At 63.3% G+C, this 15,741-nt stretch carries 14 protein-coding genes; 5 read left to right on the top strand and 9 right to left on the bottom strand.

The features are described 5' to 3' along the window. Positions 1–23: 23 nt before the first annotated feature. Positions 24–1,451, top strand: coding sequence for an indoleacetamide hydrolase (iaaH, locus tag Q3C01_RS37765; protein ID WP_458150405.1), 1,428 nt, complete (start codon positions 24–26; stop codon positions 1,449–1,451). Between the two features lie 98 nt (positions 1,452–1,549). On the opposite strand, the gene Q3C01_RS37760 is transcribed toward iaaH, so the two are convergent. Continuing rightward, positions 1,550–2,278: a helix-turn-helix transcriptional regulator gene (locus tag Q3C01_RS37760; protein WP_458150381.1), complete on the bottom strand. Its 729-nt coding sequence runs from the start codon at positions 2,276–2,278 to the stop codon at positions 1,550–1,552. A gap of 59 nt (positions 2,279–2,337) precedes the next feature. Continuing rightward, entirely contained in the window at positions 2,338–3,246 is a 909-nt protein-coding gene (locus Q3C01_RS37755) for a LysR family transcriptional regulator (protein WP_458150380.1), read from the bottom strand. Positions 3,247–3,386: 140 nt separating this feature from the next. Here Q3C01_RS37755 and Q3C01_RS37750 point away from each other — a divergent pair, with 140 nt between their 5' ends. From Q3C01_RS37750 to Q3C01_RS37740, 3 genes are all read left to right on the top strand, one after another. Then, complete coding sequence (locus tag Q3C01_RS37750) at positions 3,387–4,538, top strand: HlyD family secretion protein (RefSeq protein WP_458150379.1); 1,152 nt, start codon at positions 3,387–3,389, stop codon at positions 4,536–4,538. Positions 4,539–4,652: 114 nt separating this feature from the next. Further along, on the top strand, positions 4,653–6,269 hold the full coding sequence (locus Q3C01_RS37745) for an MDR family MFS transporter (protein ID WP_458150378.1): 1,617 nt from the start codon (positions 4,653–4,655) through the stop codon (positions 6,267–6,269). Between the two features lie 20 nt (positions 6,270–6,289). Further along, positions 6,290–6,751, top strand: a complete 462-nt coding sequence (locus Q3C01_RS37740) for a carboxymuconolactone decarboxylase family protein (protein ID WP_458150377.1) — start codon at positions 6,290–6,292, stop codon at positions 6,749–6,751. Between the two features lie 314 nt (positions 6,752–7,065). Here Q3C01_RS37740 and Q3C01_RS37735 read toward each other — a convergent pair whose 3' ends face one another. The 6 genes from Q3C01_RS37735 to Q3C01_RS37710 all read right to left on the bottom strand — a co-directional run bounded on the left by Q3C01_RS37735 (position 7,066) and on the right by Q3C01_RS37710 (position 12,932). Continuing rightward, on the bottom strand, positions 7,066–7,926 hold the full coding sequence (locus tag Q3C01_RS37735; RefSeq protein ID WP_458150376.1) for a D-amino-acid transaminase: 861 nt from the start codon (positions 7,924–7,926) through the stop codon (positions 7,066–7,068). 170 nt (positions 7,927–8,096) lie between these two features. Beyond that, positions 8,097–8,828 (bottom strand): amino acid ABC transporter ATP-binding protein, encoded by a 732-nt coding sequence (locus Q3C01_RS37730; protein ID WP_458150375.1) that lies wholly within the window; start codon positions 8,826–8,828, stop codon positions 8,097–8,099. Between the two features lie 8 nt (positions 8,829–8,836). Next, positions 8,837–9,529 (bottom strand): amino acid ABC transporter permease, encoded by a 693-nt coding sequence (locus Q3C01_RS37725; protein WP_458150374.1) that lies wholly within the window; start codon positions 9,527–9,529, stop codon positions 8,837–8,839. 2 nt (positions 9,530–9,531) lie between these two features. Beyond that, a complete protein-coding gene (locus Q3C01_RS37720) occupies positions 9,532–10,263 on the bottom strand; it encodes an amino acid ABC transporter permease (RefSeq protein WP_458150373.1) in 732 nt (243 codons plus the stop codon). Positions 10,264–10,553: 290 nt separating this feature from the next. After that, positions 10,554–11,465 carry an amino acid ABC transporter substrate-binding protein gene (locus Q3C01_RS37715; protein ID WP_458150372.1) on the bottom strand — a complete coding sequence of 304 codons (912 nt, stop codon included), beginning with the start codon at positions 11,463–11,465 and terminating at the stop codon, positions 10,554–10,556. An 81-nt stretch (positions 11,466–11,546) separates the two neighbouring features. Next, positions 11,547–12,932, bottom strand: a complete 1,386-nt coding sequence (locus Q3C01_RS37710) for a M20 family metallopeptidase (RefSeq protein WP_458150370.1) — start codon at positions 12,930–12,932, stop codon at positions 11,547–11,549. Positions 12,933–13,109: 177 nt separating this feature from the next. Between Q3C01_RS37710 and Q3C01_RS37705 the strand changes: the two genes are divergently transcribed. Further along, entirely contained in the window at positions 13,110–14,489 is a 1,380-nt protein-coding gene (locus Q3C01_RS37705; protein WP_458150369.1) for an LLM class flavin-dependent oxidoreductase, read from the top strand. Positions 14,490–14,640: 151 nt separating this feature from the next. Here the strand turns inward: Q3C01_RS37705 and Q3C01_RS37700 are convergent. After that, the coding region (locus Q3C01_RS37700; RefSeq protein WP_458150368.1) for a thiamine pyrophosphate-binding protein at positions 14,641–15,741 on the bottom strand (1,101 nt) is incomplete at its 5' end.

The following is a 15,741-nucleotide window of genomic DNA, read 5'->3' as shown; positions in this document are numbered from 1 at the left end:
CGCCCGCGCTCGCGCAACAGGCGATCGACCTCGACCAGCTGACGATGACCCGGGCCGCGGCCGACATCTGCGCAGGCAAGGTCACGAGCAAGGCGCTGACATCGGCAACGTTGGCCCGCGCCAAGGCCAATCCCAATCTCAACGCCTTCATCACGCTGGACGAGGCCGGCGCCATGAAGGCTGCCGAGGCCTTCGATGCGCGGCGCAGGAAGCGCCCGTGCCAGCCGTTGGGCGGCGTGCCCGTCGTGATCAAGGACAATATCGAGGTCGCCGGGCTGCCCACCAGCGCGGGAACGCCGGCGCTGAAGGGCTTCGTTCCGAAGAGCGATGCTCCCGTCGCGGCGAAGTTGCGCGCAGCCGGCGCCATCATCATCGGCAAGACCAACATGCACGAGCTGGCCTTCGGCATCTCCGGATACAATGCGGGCTTCAAGACCGGCGCCGAGCCCGGCGTCCGCAACGCCTATGACACCAGCAAGATCGCCGGCGGCTCGTCGTCCGGAACGGCCGCCGCGATCGGCGCGCGGATCGTGACCGCAGGCCTTGGCACCGATACCGGCGGATCAGTTCGAATCCCCTGCGCGCTCAATGGCTGCGCATCGCTGCGACCGACCGTCGGCCGCTATCCGCAAGGCGGCATCGCGCCGATCTCCCACACCCGCGACACCGCGGGCCCGATGGCGGCAACAATGACGGACGTCGCGGCGCTCGACCGCATCATCGCCGGCGGCAGTGCGATCGTCCCCGCCGATCTGAAGCAGGTGCGCATCGGCGTTGCGAAGACCATGCAGGCCAATCTCGACGGCGATACGGATGGCGCCTTCAAGGCGGCGATCGACAAGCTCAGATCCCAAGGTGTCACCGTGGTCGATGTCGAGATGCCAGAGCTCGCCGAGCTCAACGGCAAAGTGAGTTTTCCCGTGGCCATCTATGAGGCCAATGACGACATGGTCGCCTATCTCAAGCACACCGGCACCGGCATCACCATCGAAGCGCTGGCCAAAGACATTGCAAGTCCCGATGTAAAAGGCACCTACGATGGCCTGGTGATCCCGCACAAATTGCCCGGTCCCGACAACACCGTCGTCGACGGCAAGCCGGTCTACGACGCGGCGATCAAAACGGCTCGTCCGTCGCTTCAGGCGCTCTATCGCGACACGTTCGCCAAGAACAAGCTCGATGCCATCGCGTTTCCGACCACGCCGAAGGTCGCGCTTGCCGCAAATCCCGATTCCAGCAGCCTGCCGAATTTCCTGCTATTCATCCAGAACACCGACCCCGGCAGCAATGCCGGTGTCCCCGGCATCCAGATCCCGGTCGCGCTGGGCGCGTCGAGCAAGCTCCCTGTCGGTCTCGAGCTCGATGGACCCGCCGGAAGCGACCGCCGACTGCTCGCGATTGGAATGGCAATGGACAAGGTGTTTGGACGCCTGCCGGCGCCCACGCACTAAAGCATGATCCGGAAAAGTGTGAAGCGGTTTTCCGAAAAGATCATGCTCAAACAACAACCTAAAGCGCGATGACGATTCATCCTAAACCTCATCGCGCTTTAGTGCCTCGACAATAGACCGGCGACGCCGCTGCGGCGGCGTACTCCGAGCTTGTCGAAAATGCGCTTCAGATAGGTGCGCACCGTCGATACCTCGACCTGAAGGCGGTGCGCGATCTCCTTGTCGCTGAGATCATCCGCGATCATGCGCGCGATCTCGAACTCGCGGACCGAGAGCTTGAGAACCGGTGAGACACCGGCCACCGCGGCGTCGCCGTTTGCACGGACGAGCGCTCCGGTGAATGCCGGCTCGATCAGCCGCAGCAATTCCAGCGCATGCGCGTCGAAATTGTCGCGCTGGCGGCAGCGCCAGATCCTGACATCGCCGATGTTGCGATCGCCGACAAAGCTGTAGGCGTTGACGCCCCAATGCAGCCCGTCGCGTGCGAGGAAGTCATTGAAGAACTCCGTCCGCATCAGATCGCGCTGCGGCATGACTTGCGTCACCAGCGTCGCTTCACGGCGTGCCTGGAGCTTGAAGGTGATGGGATCGTGGTACTGGTAATAGGCGTCGTAGTTCGCGAGGTTCTTCGGATCCATGTGCAGGAATACGGCCTTGCCGAACGTCTTCGTCGCGTCCTCCCAGACGAAAGACGCGTAGTAATCCGCCTGCAGCAATTCGAGCAGGTGATGTCCGACCGCTTCACGGACGTCTCGCTCCCCCATGTCCTCGGACAGCAGCCCGAAGATGCGCGCAAGAACCCGGCTCTCGGTGGCGGTAACGTACATGGCGTCACCAGTCTAACGGCCAAACCCGAGCAGGGGAACCGGCATCATGATCCCTCGCGTCAGGCGTAGGGATTGATCAGCTTCTGCTGCTCGGCGCTGTGGTGCACGAGCATGTCGATGAAGGTCCGCACCTTCGCCGACAGATGATGGCGATGCGGATAGACCGCATTCATCGACAGCTCGACCGGACGATATTCCGGCAGCAGGCGGACCAGGCGTCCGGCTTCGAGATCGTCGTGCACCAAAAACCCCGCCGCAAGGCAAACGCCGGCGCCTTGCAGCGCGACGGTGCGCAAGGCCTCACCGCTGTTGGTCATGAGAGTTCCGGATACGCGGACCGATGCAGGGTTTCCCTTGCGATCGAGGAAGCGCCACTCCTCGAAGGGATAGTTCAGATGGCGCACGCAATTATGCTCGGCAAGCTCCTCGAGCTGCTGCACGCGCCCGCGCGCCTCGATATAGGCGTGTGAGCAGCACAGCACGTGCCGCCAGGTCGCAAGGCTTCGCACGATCAGGCTCGAATCCGGCGGCGATGTCATTCGGAGCGCAAGGTCGAACCCCTCAGCGACCAGATCGACGTTGCTCTCGCCCATGCGCAAGTCGACCTTCACCTCCGGATAAGCGGACAGGAATTCGGCCACCACCGGCGCGACGAACGGTACCATGTGGGTGGCGATATGGATGCGCAGCGTGCCGCGCGGTGTCGATTGCAGCGCGCCAGCGATGTCGTCGGCCTGTTCGAGGTCGGCGAGGATCTGCGTCGAGCGGTCGTAATAGGCCTGGCCGATTTCGGTCAGGCTCACCTTCCGCGTCGTGCGGTTGAGGAGGCGCACGCCGAGCCGGTCCTCCAGCGCCTGGACGTGATTGCTCACCATGGTCGTCGACATGTTGAGGCGGCGGGCGGCGGCGGAGAATCCGCCATTTTCGACCACCCGGACGAAGGCCGTGAGGCTGGTGAAGCGATCCATGATCGAGGCTCCGATTATCCGCTGTCGCTGGATAATGCTTCCAGTTCTTCTGGGATTATCACAACGGGCAGGACAGCGCATCTTACCGTCACGAGCAGCGTCCTTTCGGACGGGGACGCCTGGAGATCCCGGAGAGCGCCATGTCGAACGCTACTTATGTCACTGAACCCACTACAAAAATCGGCCTGCGCCCGTCGCGGCAGGCGATCAAGCGGGTGGCCATCGCACTCGCACTGGGGCTGAGCGTCGCCGCGGCGACCGATTTTGGCTACGACTACCTGACGACCGGGCGCTATCTCGAATCCACCGATGACGCCTATGTGAAGGCGGACTCCACGATCATCGCGCCAAAGGTCTCCGGCTACATCGCCCAGGTGCTGGTCGGCGATAATGAGAAGGTCAAAGCGGGTCAGGTGCTGGCGCGGATCGACGACCGCGATTTCAGGGCGGCGCTCGACCAGGCCCGCGCCGACGTTGCCGGCGGCGAAGCGTCGGTCCGCAATCTCGATGCGCAGATCGCGCTGCAGCAGCCGATCATCGAACAGAGCACCGCCGACGTCGCCGCGGCCGAGGCCAACCTGAAATTCGCGCAGGAGGAGCGTGCGCGCTACGACGAGCTGATGAAGTCGGGCTCCGGCACGATCCAGCGCGCACAGCAGACCGACGCCGCGCTCCGCGCCAGCGACGCGCAATTGCAGCACGCAAAATCGGGCCTGATGGCCGCGCAGCGCAAGGTCGACGTGCTCACCACCGAGCGCGCCAGGGCCGTCGCGCAGCTCGAGCGCGCACGCGCGATCGCGGAGCAGGCCTCGCTCAATCTTTCCTACACCGAGATCACCGCGCCGGTGGACGGCACGGTCGGTGCCCGTTCGCTGCGCGTCGGCCAGCTCGTGCAGGCCGGAACGCAATTGATGGCGGTGGTCCCGCTCGATGCGGTCTATATCGTCGCCAACTTCAAGGAGACACAGCTCACCCATGTGCGCGCCGGCCAGCCGGTGGAAATGCGCATTGACAGTTTCCGCAATCAGACGCTGCACGGCCATGTCGACAGCCTGTCGCCGGCGAGCGGGCTTGAATTCGCGCTGCTGCCGCCGGACAACGCCACCGGCAACTTCACCAAGATCGTGCAGCGCGTGCCGGTGAAGATCGTGCTCGACGACCACAGCCTGAGCGGCCTGTTACGCCCTGGCATGTCGGCGGTTCCGACCGTCAACACCAAGCAGGCCGTGCTGGCCGAGCGTGACATCGGCAAGCGCGTCGCCGACAGCGCGGCGCGCGCGAACGGCGGATGAGGCCGCCACTTCGCCCGATTATCAAGCTCCGCCGGACGATCCTTCCAAAACTTCCGCGATTATCGAAATCATTCGCCTAATGCATCCTGTCTCTACCATCGAGACGAGGCTTCCATGAGCACGCTCCAACCCGCCCTCAACGCCACATCCGCCGCAACCATTCCAGCTCCGGCTGCGCCCACCACGCCCGCGGTCTCCGCAAAAACCTGGATCGCCGTGATCGGCGCAACGCTCGGCGCCTTCATGGCGGTGCTGAACATCCAGATCGTCAACGCCTCGCTCGCCGACATCCAGGGTGCGATCGGCGCCGGCATCGACGATGGCGGCTGGATCTCCACCTCTTACCTGATCGCGGAGATCGTGGTGATCCCGCTTTCGGGATGGCTTGCGCAAGTGTTTTCGGTTCGCGTCTATCTCCTGACCAACGCGGTCCTGTTCCTGATCCTCTCGGCCGCCTGCGCGCTGGCGCAGGACCTGCCGCAGATGATCGCGCTGCGCGCAGTCCAAGGCTTCACCGGCGGCGTGCTGATTCCGCTCGCCTTCACGCTCATCATCACACTGCTGCCGCGCGGAAAACAGCCGGTGGGCCTTGCGCTGTTTGCGCTGTCGGCGACGTTTGCGCCGGCAATCGGCCCGACCATCGGCGGCTATCTCACCGAGAATCTCGGCTGGCAGTACATCTTCTACGTCAATCTCGTGCCCGGCGCGATCATGCTCGGCATGCTCTGGTATGCGCTGGAACCCAAGCCGATGAAGCTGGCTCTGCTGCGCGACGGCGACTGGGCCGGCATCATCACCATGGCGATAGGTCTCTCCGCGCTTCAGACCGTGCTGGAGGAAGGCAACAAGGACGATTGGTTCGGCTCGCCCTTCATCGTCAAGCTGTCCGTCATTGCCGCCGTTGCACTGACCGCGTTCCTGATCATCGAGCTGAGCGTTGAGAAGCCGCTGCTCAACCTGCGCCTGCTGGCTCGCCGCAATTTCGGCTTCGGCATCCTCGCGAACTTCCTGCTCGGCATAGCGCTCTACGGTTCCGTGTTCATTCTGCCGCAATACCTGTCACGCATTCAGGGCTACAATGCCGAACAGATCGGCATGGTGCTGGCCTGGACCGGACTGCCGCAGCTTCTCTTCATTCCGCTGGTGCCGCGCCTGATGCAGCGCTTCGATGCGCGGATCGTGATCGGAGTCGGCTTCGCTCTGTTTGCAGCCTCCAACTTCATGAACATCTACATGACCAGCGACTACGCCGCCGACCAGCTCTTGTGGCCCAATGTTGTCCGCGCGATCGGCCAGGCACTGGTCCTGACGCCGCTGTCGGCAGTTGCAACATCAGGCATCGAGCCGGAGAATGCAGGCTCGGCCTCCGGCCTGTTCAACATGATGCGCAATCTCGGCGGCGCCGTCGGCATCGCGTTGTTGCAGACCGTGCTGACCAAGCGCGAGCAATATCACTCCAACGTACTGATGCAGTCCGTGTCAGTGTTCGAGCAGGCGACCCGCACGCGGCTGGAACAACTGACCCAGTACTTCGTCAATCACGGCGTCGTCGACCGCACCGATGCGGCGCACCGCGCCTATGTCGCAATCGGCCATATCGTGCAGAAGCAGGCCTTCATCCTCGCCTTCAGCGACACCTTCTATCTGCTCGGCGCGGCGCTGATCGTCGCGTTGATCGCGTCCCTCTTCCTGAAGAAGCCCGGCCACGTTTCGGCGGGCGGAGCCCACTGACCAAACCAAGGAGAACGACCATGAAGCCCCGCATGAATTTCTTCCAGGCCGCGCCCGACACGATCAAGGCCCTGAACGCGTTGGAGACCCAGATCCAGTCGACGGGCCTGGAGAAATCGTTGATCGAGATCGTCAAGATCCGCGCCTCCCAAATCAATGGCTGCGCCTTTTGCATCAACATGCACACCGAGGACGCGCGCAAGCGCGGCGAGACCGAGCAGCGCATCTATCTGCTCAACGCCTGGCGCGAATCCCCGCTCTACACCGATCGGGAACGCGCAGCACTGGCCTGGACGGAGTCGGTGACGCTGATTTCGGAAACGCACGCGCCCGACGACGTCTACGAGCAGGTCCGTGCGCAATTCTCCGAGGAGGAGACGGTGAACCTGACCATGCTGATCGCGACCATCAATGCCTGGAACCGGATCGCGATCTCGTTCCGTTCGGTTCATCCCGTGAAGGTGAAGGCGTCGGTAGCGTGAGGCATTCTCCGCTGTCATGCCCCGCGAAGGCGGGGCATCCAGTATTCCAGAGGCTTCGAGATTCACAACAACTGCCGCGGCGTACTGGATCGCCCGATCAAACCGGGCGATTTCGGCGGAGTGTGCGACACAGGCCTCATGCCACGGCTTGCAGCAATGCACAGCGGCGTGAGGGGCGGGACGCCCTCGCGGGCAAATCTCGTAGGGTGGGCAAAGCGAAGCGTGCCCACCTCTTTTTTTCGGCAAACGCGAGAGAAGACGTGGGCACGGCGCAAGCGCGCCTTTGCCCACCCTGCGATAGCTGAGTACGAGGCTTAAACTCCCGTCGCCTTGGCAAACTCCACATAGATCTCGCGCAGCCGCGTTGCCATCGGGCCGGGCTTACCGCTCCCGACCTGCTTGCCGTCGATCGCGACCACCGGCTGCACGAACGAGGATGCGCTGGTGATGAAGGCCTCCTTGGCGGCGAGCGCCTCAGTGACCGTGAAAGCGCGCTCCTCGACGCGGAGCTGGCGCTCTTCGGCGAGCGCCAGCACGGCCTTGCGGGTGCAGCCCGGCAGGATGGCATTCGAATTCTGGCGCGTCACGATGACGTCGTCCTGGGTCAGGATGAACGCCGATGACGAGCCGCCCTCGGTGACAAAACCGTCCTCGAGCATCCAGGCTTCGCCTGCGCCGGCTTCGGCTGCGGCCTGCTTTGCCAGGACCTGCGCAAGCAGCGCCACGCTCTTGATGTCGCGCCGTTCCCAGCGGATGTCGGGCACCGTGATGACGTTGATGCCGGTCTTGGCCGAGGCCGCGTTGATGATGTCCTTCTCGGACGTGAACATGACCAGCGTCGGCTTGACGTCGCCCGTGGGGAAAGCGAAGTCGCGTCCCGCGTCGGCGCCGCGCGTCACTTCGAGATAGACGAGACCATTGGCGAGCTTGTTGCGCGCGATGAGCTCCTTCTGCAGCTCGGTGATGCGCTCGACCGTCTCCGGCAGCTTCAGCTTGATCTCGCCGACGGAGCGTTCGAGGCGCGCCAGGTGCGAGGCATTGTCGACCAGCTTGCCGTCGAGCACGGCCGAAACCTCGTAGATGCCGTCGGCGAACAGGAAGCCGCGATCGAGGACCGAGACTTTGGCTTCCGAAAGCGGGACGAAAGAGCCGTTGACGTAGGCGATCGAGTCCAAGGCAGGTCTCCTGTCGGGAATGCGGGAATTGCCTGCTCGTATACGAAATTCGTGGGCGGCGATAAACCCCACTCCCCGTCATTCCGGGGCATTCGCGCAGCGAATGAACCCGGAATCTCGAGATTCCGGGTTCGATGCTTCGCATCGCCCCGGAATGACGGTGGGGAGAGTTAATGCGACAGAATCTTCGACAAGAACTTCTGCGCGCGGTCGCTTCTGGGCTTGCCGAAGAAATCATCCTTCGGAGCATCCTCGACGATCTCGCCGCGGTCCATGAAGATCACGCGGTTGGCGACCTTGCGGGCAAAGCCCATTTCGTGAGTGACGACCATCATGGTCATGCCTTCGCGGGCGAGGTCGACCATGACGTCCAGCACCTCGCTGATCATCTCGGGGTCGAGGGCGGAGGTCGGCTCGTCGAACAGCATAGCGATGGGATCCATCGCCAGCGCGCGCGCGATGGCGACGCGCTGCTGCTGGCCGCCGGAGAGCTGCGCCGGAAACTTCTGCGCCTGCTCCTTCAACCCGACGCGCTCCAGAAGCTGCATGCCCTTGGCCATCGACTTGTCGTGAGCTCGCCGCAGCACCTTCTCCTGCGCGAGGCAGAGATTGTCGATGATCTTGAGATGTGGGAACAGCTCGAAGTGCTGGAACACCATGCCGACGCGCGAGCGGAGCTTTGGCAGATCGGTTCTGGGATCGTTGACCTTGGTGCCGTCGACGGTGATATCGCCCTTCTGGAAGGGCTCCAGCGCATTGACGCATTTGATCAGGGTGGACTTGCCCGAGCCCGAAGGGCCGCAGACGACCACCACCTCGCCCTTGGCGACGTTGGTGGTGCAATCCTTCAGCACCTGGAACGAGGCGGTGTACCATTTGTCGACGTGACTGATCTCGATCATGACGGGCTCTAGCGGATGATGGCGATGCGCGACTGCAGGCGGCGAACGCCGAAGGACGCGATGCAGGAAATGGTGAAGTACACGACGGCGGCGAATAGGTACATCTCGACGAGACGCCCGTCGCGTTGCGCGACCTTGCTCGCCGCGCCGAGGAAATCCGTGATCGAGAGCACGTAAACCAGCGAGGTGTCCTGGAACAGCACGATGGTTTGCGTGATCAGCACGGGCAGCATGTTGCGAAACGCCTGCGGCAGGACGACGTAGCGCATGGTCTGCGCGTAGGTCAGGCCGAGCGCGTTCGCCGCGGCCGGCTGCCCGCGTGAGATCGACTGGATGCCGGCGCGCATGATCTCGGAGAAATAGGCCGCCTCGAACATGATGAAGGTGATGAGCGAGGAGGCGAACGCGCCGACCTTGATCGGCCGCGGCGCACCGGTCAACCACTGCCCGATATAGGGCACCAGGAAGTAGAACCAGAAGATGACGAGCACCAGCGGCAGCGAGCGCATGAAGTCGACATAGAGACCGGCGATGCGGCCGAGCAGCTTGTAGCCGGAGAGCCGCATCAATGCGATCGCCGTGCCGAAAATCAGGCCGCCGAGCGCGGCGAGCGCCGTGAGCATCAGCGTGAACGTCATGCCCTCGTAGAACAGATAGGGCAGTGCACGGCGGATAACGTCGAAATCGAAATTGCCGAGCATCGCTATTTCCCCGTGATGTAGCCGGGGATCGCGACCCAGCGCTCGAGGAAACGCATTGCGGTCACGACGACGGCGTTGACGAGGAGATAGAGAACGGTCGCTGCGGTGAATGCCTCGAACACCTGGAACGAGAATTCCTGCATCGAGCGCGCCTGTCCGGTCAGTTCCAGCAGGCCGATGGTGATGGCCACCGCGGTATTCTTGATGGTGTTGAGAAACTCGGAGGTCAGCGGCGGCAGGATGATGCGGAACGCCATCGGCAGCAGCACGTAGCGATAGCCTTGCACGGTGGTCAGGCCGAGTGCGGTCGCCGCCATCTTCTGCCCGCGCGGCAGCGAGCCGATGCCGGCCTGCAATTGCACGGCGACGCGCGCCGACATGAACAGGCCGACGCCGATCGACGCCGTCCAGAACGGCGCGTTCGGCAATTGCTTCAGCCACAGGCCGGCGGCCTTCGGCAGCATTTCCGGCAGCACGAAGAACCACAGGAAGAGCTGCACCAGCAGAGGCATGTTGCGGAAGAACTCGACCCAGCAAAAGCCGAACCAGTAGGCTGCCTTGGACGGCAGCGTGCGCATCACGCCGACGATCGAGCCGGTGATCAGCGCGATGATCCAGGCCAGCACCGCGGTCTCGAGCGTCAGCACCAGTCCCGACAACAGCATGTCGAGATACGTGCCTGTACCCATCGGGTTCGGCTGGAAGAAAATTCCCCAGTTCCAGTTGTAGTTCACGAGTCCCCCGCGCGAACGTGTCGATTATACCTACCAACTTCCGTGCACATCTTAGACCATTCTCCTCCAGAATGATCGAAAGTGCCCCTCACCTGAGGAGCGGCGGCTTCGCCGCGTCTCGAAGGATGAAGGCCACGGTCCGGGCCTTCATGGTTCGAGACGCTGCTTGCGCAGCTCCTCACCATGAGGATCGAGAGCCTCTCCCCTCCCCTGGTGAGGGAAGAGGCGAAATGTGCTGCACCGCTCATGCAATGATTGGACCATCGCACAACCGGCAGTAACAGATCAGCTTACTTATAATCGTCCGGATTCGGCGAGTCCGACGGCTTGGCGAACTCGTGCTTCAACTCGTCCGAGATCGGCGTGTTGAGGTTGAGATCCTTCGGCGGGATCTTCTGCATGAACCACTTGTCGTAGATCTTCTGGCCCTCGCCGGAGGTGTAGAGCGCGGCGGTCGCCGCATCGACCACCTTCTTGAAGGCGGCGTCGTCCTTGCGCAGCATGATGCCATAGGGCTCGGGCTTGGAGAACGCATCCTTGGAGATCACGTAGTCGGACGGGCTCTTCGAGCCGGCAACGAGGCTCGCAAGCAGGATGTCATCCATCACGAAGGCGACGGCGCGATCGGTCTCCACCATCAGGAAGGCTTCGGCGTGATCCTTGGCCGGAATGATGTTGGCGCCGAGCTTCTTCTCGACGTTGGCTTCGGTGAGCTGCTTGATGTTAGTGGTGCCGGCGGTCGAGACCACCGTCTTGCCCTTCAGGTCATCGATCGACTTGAGGCCGCTCGATTTCTTGAACACGTAGCGGCTCGCGGTCAGGAAGTGGGTGTTGGTGAAGGCGACCTGCTTCTGCCGTTCGGCATTGTTGGTGGTCGAGCCGCATTCGAGGTCGATGGTGCCATTGGCCATCAGCGGGATGCGGGTGGCCGAGGTCACCGGGTTGAGCTTGACCTCGAGCTTGTCGAGCTTGAGCTCCTTCTTCACGGCGTCGACGATCTTGTAGCAGATGTCCATCGCGAACCCGACGGGCTTCTGGTTGTCGTCGAGATAGGAGAACGGGATCGAAGAGTCGCGGAAGCCGAGCGTGATCGCGCCGGTATCCTTGATGTTCTTGAGCGTGCCGGTCAGCTCCTCGGCACTGGCTTGGCTCACGACCATGGTGGCGGCGAGCGCGAGGCCGAAGTTACGGAAATGTTTCACTTTTTTCTCCCCTTGCGGAATGGCGGCCGGATGCTTGCATAAATCGGGCCGGATTAGAATGTGACTTTCGGAGCCCTTCACCTAGCCGAGCGGACGGGGTAGCTCCCCAAGGTCCCAGAACAGGCCGGCCATGACAGTCAGCGCTTCTTCGGTCAATGGCAGCAGGATGTGCTCGTTTGGCGCATGCTGGGAGCAGCCGGGATAGGAATGCGGCACCCAGATCGTCGGCAGGCCCAAAACCTCGGAGAACACGTCGTTCGGCAATGAGCCGCCGAAATTTGGCAGGATCGCGGGCGCCTTGCCGGTGGTCGCTTGCACGGAGTCCGCGGCCCATTTGATCCAGGGGCTGTCGAAATCGGTCCGTGAAGCGGCAAAGCTTTGCGCCGCCCGCACCTCGACCATCGGAAATCCCTTTGCGACGAGATGCGCGCGGATGGCGTCGATCATACCGTCAATCTTCGTGCCGACCACAAAGCGCAGTTGCAGCACCGCGTTGGCATGGCCGGGGATCGCGTTCGCCGGCTTCTCGATATTGCCCGACGACATGGCCAGCACTTCCAGCGTGTTCCAGGCGTAGAGCCGTTCGGCGGCGGACAATCCGTCCTCGCCCCAGTTCTCCGCAAGCGCCGGCTCGTCCTCGGTCGGTTCGACCTTTACGTCCGCAAGGAAGCTGCGGATCAGGTTGGTCAGCCGCGGCGGCTTCAAGGCGTCGAGCTGGAGGCGGCCATGGCCGTCGACCAGCGTCGAAATCGCGTTCACCAGAATGGTCGCGGGGTTGGCGAGCACACCGCCCCAATTGCCTGAATGATGTCCGCCGTCGCGTAAGTTGACGTCGAGATGGATGCGAATGCCGCCGCGACAGCCGAGGAACAGCGTCGGGCGATCGGCCGAGAGGCGAGGCCCGTCGGAGGCCATGAACAGATCAGCCTTCAACGTCTCGCGATTGAGATCGCAGACCTTGCCGAGATCGGGCGAGCCGATCTCCTCGCCCATCTCGACGATGAATTTGGCGTTGAACCCGAGCTTGCCGCCGCGCGCCCCGCGCACCGCGCGAAGCGCGGCCATGTTGATGCTGTGCTGGCCCTTGTTGTCGGCGGTGCCGCGGCCATAGACGCGATTGCCCGATGTCGTCGTGCGCCAGGGATCGCGATTGTCGCGCCACTCGCCCTCCATGCCGTCGACGACGTCGCCATGGCCATAGATCAGAACAGTCGGCGCGGACGCGCTCTCGACATGCTCGGCAATCAGGAACGGCGCCTTGCCGCTCGGCGATTCCACCAGGCGGCTCTCGAAGTCGAGCGCGGCAAAGGCGGGCTGCATCTCCTGTTCCAGATAGGCACGCAGCTCGGCGCCGCGCGAGGAATTCTGGCTCTCGGTACGATAGGCGACGCGGCGGTCGAGCTCTGCGAGGAACGCGCCGGATGAAAAATCATCGCGGGCGCGGGCGATGGCGTCAGCTCTGGTCATTTCGTTCTTTTTCAAGCCTGGATTTGGAACAAGCGTAGCGGGATACGCCATCTTTCGGAAGTAGCAGGGTTAGCAATTGACTCTTGCCAAGGGCAGGCCGAATGCAAGAACTTGGCCAACTGCCGGGGACCGATAGCATCGAGACGAGCCCGGGGATAGTGGCGCCGAGGGACAAGCATGGCAAAAGAAATCCGGCTCAACGCATTCGCGATGAATTGCGTCGCGCATCAATCGCCGGGCCTGTGGACCCATCCGCGCGATCGCACAGCCGAATATAATCGCCTGCCCTACTGGATCGATCTGGCGAAGGCGCTGGAGCGCGGCCGCTTCGACGGATTGTTCCTGGCCGACGTGCTCGGCGTCTATGACGTCTTTGGCAACAGCCCCGACGCCGCGTTGCGCAATGCAGCGCAGACGCCATCGAACGAGCCGCTGCTGCTGCTTTCGGCGATGGCCGCGGTGACGCAGAATCTCGGTTTTGGCGTCACCTCCAACCTCTCCTACGAGCCGCCCTACCCGTTCGCGCGACGGATGTCGACGCTCGATCATCTGACCGAAGGGCGGATCGGCTGGAACGTCGTCACCGGTTATCTCGACAGCGCCGCGCGGGGCGCCGGCAAGGACAAGCAGACCGCGCATGACGATCGCTACGACATTGCCGACGAATATATGGAGGTCGTCTACAAGCTCTGGGAAGGAAGCTGGGAGGATGACGCCGTGCTGCGCGATCGCGCGCGCGGCATCTTCACCGATCCGGCAAAGGTTCATCGCATCACGCATGAGGGCCGGAATTTCCGGCTCAACAACACGATTCATCTGAGCGAGCCGTCGCCGCAACGCACGCCCGTGCTGTATCAGGCCGGCACCTCGCCGCGCGGCCGGCAGTTCGCGGCCCAGCACGCCGAATGCGTGTTCATGTCGGGACCGTCGGCGAAGGTGATCGCGCCGCGCGTAGCCGCGATCCGCCAGACGGCGGCCGAGCTCGGGCGCAACCCGGCCGAAATTTTGATGTTCTCGATGATGACGCTGATCCTCGGGCGGACGGAGGCGGAGGCAAAGCAGAAATACGCCGACTACCGCCGCCACATCAGCCCCGAAGGCGCGCTGGCGCTGATGTCGGGATGGACCGGCGTCGATTTCTCCGGCTACGAGCTCGATCAGCAGGTTCGCCACGTGCAGAACGATGCCGGCCGCAGCGCCATGGACAACGTCACCCGCGCCGATCCCGACCGCGTCTGGACCGTGCGCGACGTCATCGAACATGTCGGCATCGGCGGCGCCGGCCCGGTCGTGGTGGGAACGCCGGAGATGGTCGCAGACAAGATCGAGGAATGGTTCGAGGCGACCGACGTCGACGGGCTGAACGTGGCGTTTGCGATCTCGCCCGGCGATTTCGAGGATATCGCCGACATGCTGGTGCCGGAGTTGACCCGGCGCGGCCGCTACAAGGCGGAGTACGCGAAGGGCACACTGCGGGAAAAGCTGTTCGGCCAAGGCCGCGCCCGGCTCACCACGCCGCACCCGGCGGCGGGCTATCGGGTGGGAAGAAAAGGCTAGGCCGGCTACTTTGCATGGGGTTGTTTTGCAGATTTTTGTGCACACGACCCCCACATCGTCATTGCGAGCGCAGCGAAGCAATCCAGAATCTCTCCGCGGAAATAGTTGGATTGCTTCGTCGCTTCGCTCCTCGCAATGACGGTGATCGCGTTTAGACCTTCCCGTCCACCATCACCTCGATCAGCTTGGTGCCGGGGCGGTTGAACGCGGAGGCGAAGGTTGGCTTCAGCTCCCGGGGATCGCTCACCTTGATCGCCTCACAGCCCAGCGCCCTCGCGATCGCGGCAAAATCCACCGGCGGGTCGACGAAATCCATGCCGACATAATTGTCATCGCCGTGGAAGGCGAGCAGGCGCTGCTTGATGATGCGGTAGCCGCCATTGTTGGCGATCACGATCGTCAGCGGCAGCTTGTGGTGGGCAGCGGTCCAGAGCGACTGGATCGAGTACATCGCGCTGCCATCGCCGGAGAAGCAGGCCACCGGCCGCGTTGGGTTTGCGAGGCTCACGCCGACGGAGGCCGGCAGGCCCCAGCCGATGCCACCGGAGGCAAGGCCGTGATAGCCGTAGCGATCGCGATGCGGACGCAGGCTTGCGATCTGGCGGCCGGAGGTGAGGCCTTCGTCGACGAGGATCGCATTGTCGGGCATCGCCTCGACCATTTGCAGCGTTAGCCAGTCAGGGTCGATGGGCGTGCGGTCCCTCGCCTTCGTGATCTGCTCGACCAGCATGGCGCGGCGCGCGGTCCAGTTCTTCGGCGCAAGTTCGGCGAGACGTTCCCTCGCGCGCCGCTCCAGCACGGCGCCGCCCATTTCCTTGAGCACCGGGATCAGCGCGCGCAGCGTTTCCTTCACGTCAGCCTTGAGCGCGATGTCCGCGCCAAAATTCTTGGCGATCTCCCAATCGACGAGGCCGACCTGCACGATCGGGAGTCCATCCGGCAGCGGATCGATCTCGCTATGGACCGACATCCGCAACGGATCGCCGCCCAGCGCGATGAGCAGGTCGTAAGGCGCAAGCGTATCGCGTGCGGCCTTCTGTACGCGCGCCAGCGTGCCCATGAAGCTCGGGCTTTCCGAGAGGAAATGCGCGCCATAGGCCGTGGACGATTGATAGGCGGCCGCGCCCAAGAGTTCCGCCAGCTCGGCCGCTTCCTTCAGCGCATCGCTCTTGACCACCTCGTCCATCGTGACGATGACGGGACGTTCGGCTTCGAGCAGCCGTGCTGCGAATGCCCTCAACGCCTCGTCAGA

This window comes from Bradyrhizobium sp. UFLA05-109, from assembly GCF_054185165.1.
Note: the sequence above shows the minus strand (reverse complement) of the source record. Positions and strands in the feature narration are given on the sequence as shown.

Coding starts and splice junctions, on each gene's coding strand:
- Q3C01_RS37760 (WP_458150381.1), bottom strand. CDS start 2,278: ATGTACGTTACCGCCACCGAGAGCCGGGTTCTTGCGCGCATCTTCGGG.
- Q3C01_RS37755 (WP_458150380.1), bottom strand. CDS start 3,246: ATGGATCGCTTCACCAGCCTCACGGCCTTCGTCCGGGTGGTCGAAAAT.
- Q3C01_RS37750 (WP_458150379.1), top strand. CDS start 3,387: ATGTCGAACGCTACTTATGTCACTGAACCCACTACAAAAATCGGCCTG.
- Q3C01_RS37745 (WP_458150378.1), top strand. CDS start 4,653: ATGAGCACGCTCCAACCCGCCCTCAACGCCACATCCGCCGCAACCATT.
- Q3C01_RS37740 (WP_458150377.1), top strand. CDS start 6,290: ATGAAGCCCCGCATGAATTTCTTCCAGGCCGCGCCCGACACGATCAAG.
- Q3C01_RS37730 (WP_458150375.1), bottom strand. CDS start 8,828: ATGATCGAGATCAGTCACGTCGACAAATGGTACACCGCCTCGTTCCAG.
- Q3C01_RS37725 (WP_458150374.1), bottom strand. CDS start 9,529: ATGCTCGGCAATTTCGATTTCGACGTTATCCGCCGTGCACTGCCCTAT.
- Q3C01_RS37710 (WP_458150370.1), bottom strand. CDS start 12,932: ATGACCAGAGCTGACGCCATCGCCCGCGCCCGCGATGATTTTTCATCC.
- Q3C01_RS37705 (WP_458150369.1), top strand. CDS start 13,110: ATGGCAAAAGAAATCCGGCTCAACGCATTCGCGATGAATTGCGTCGCG.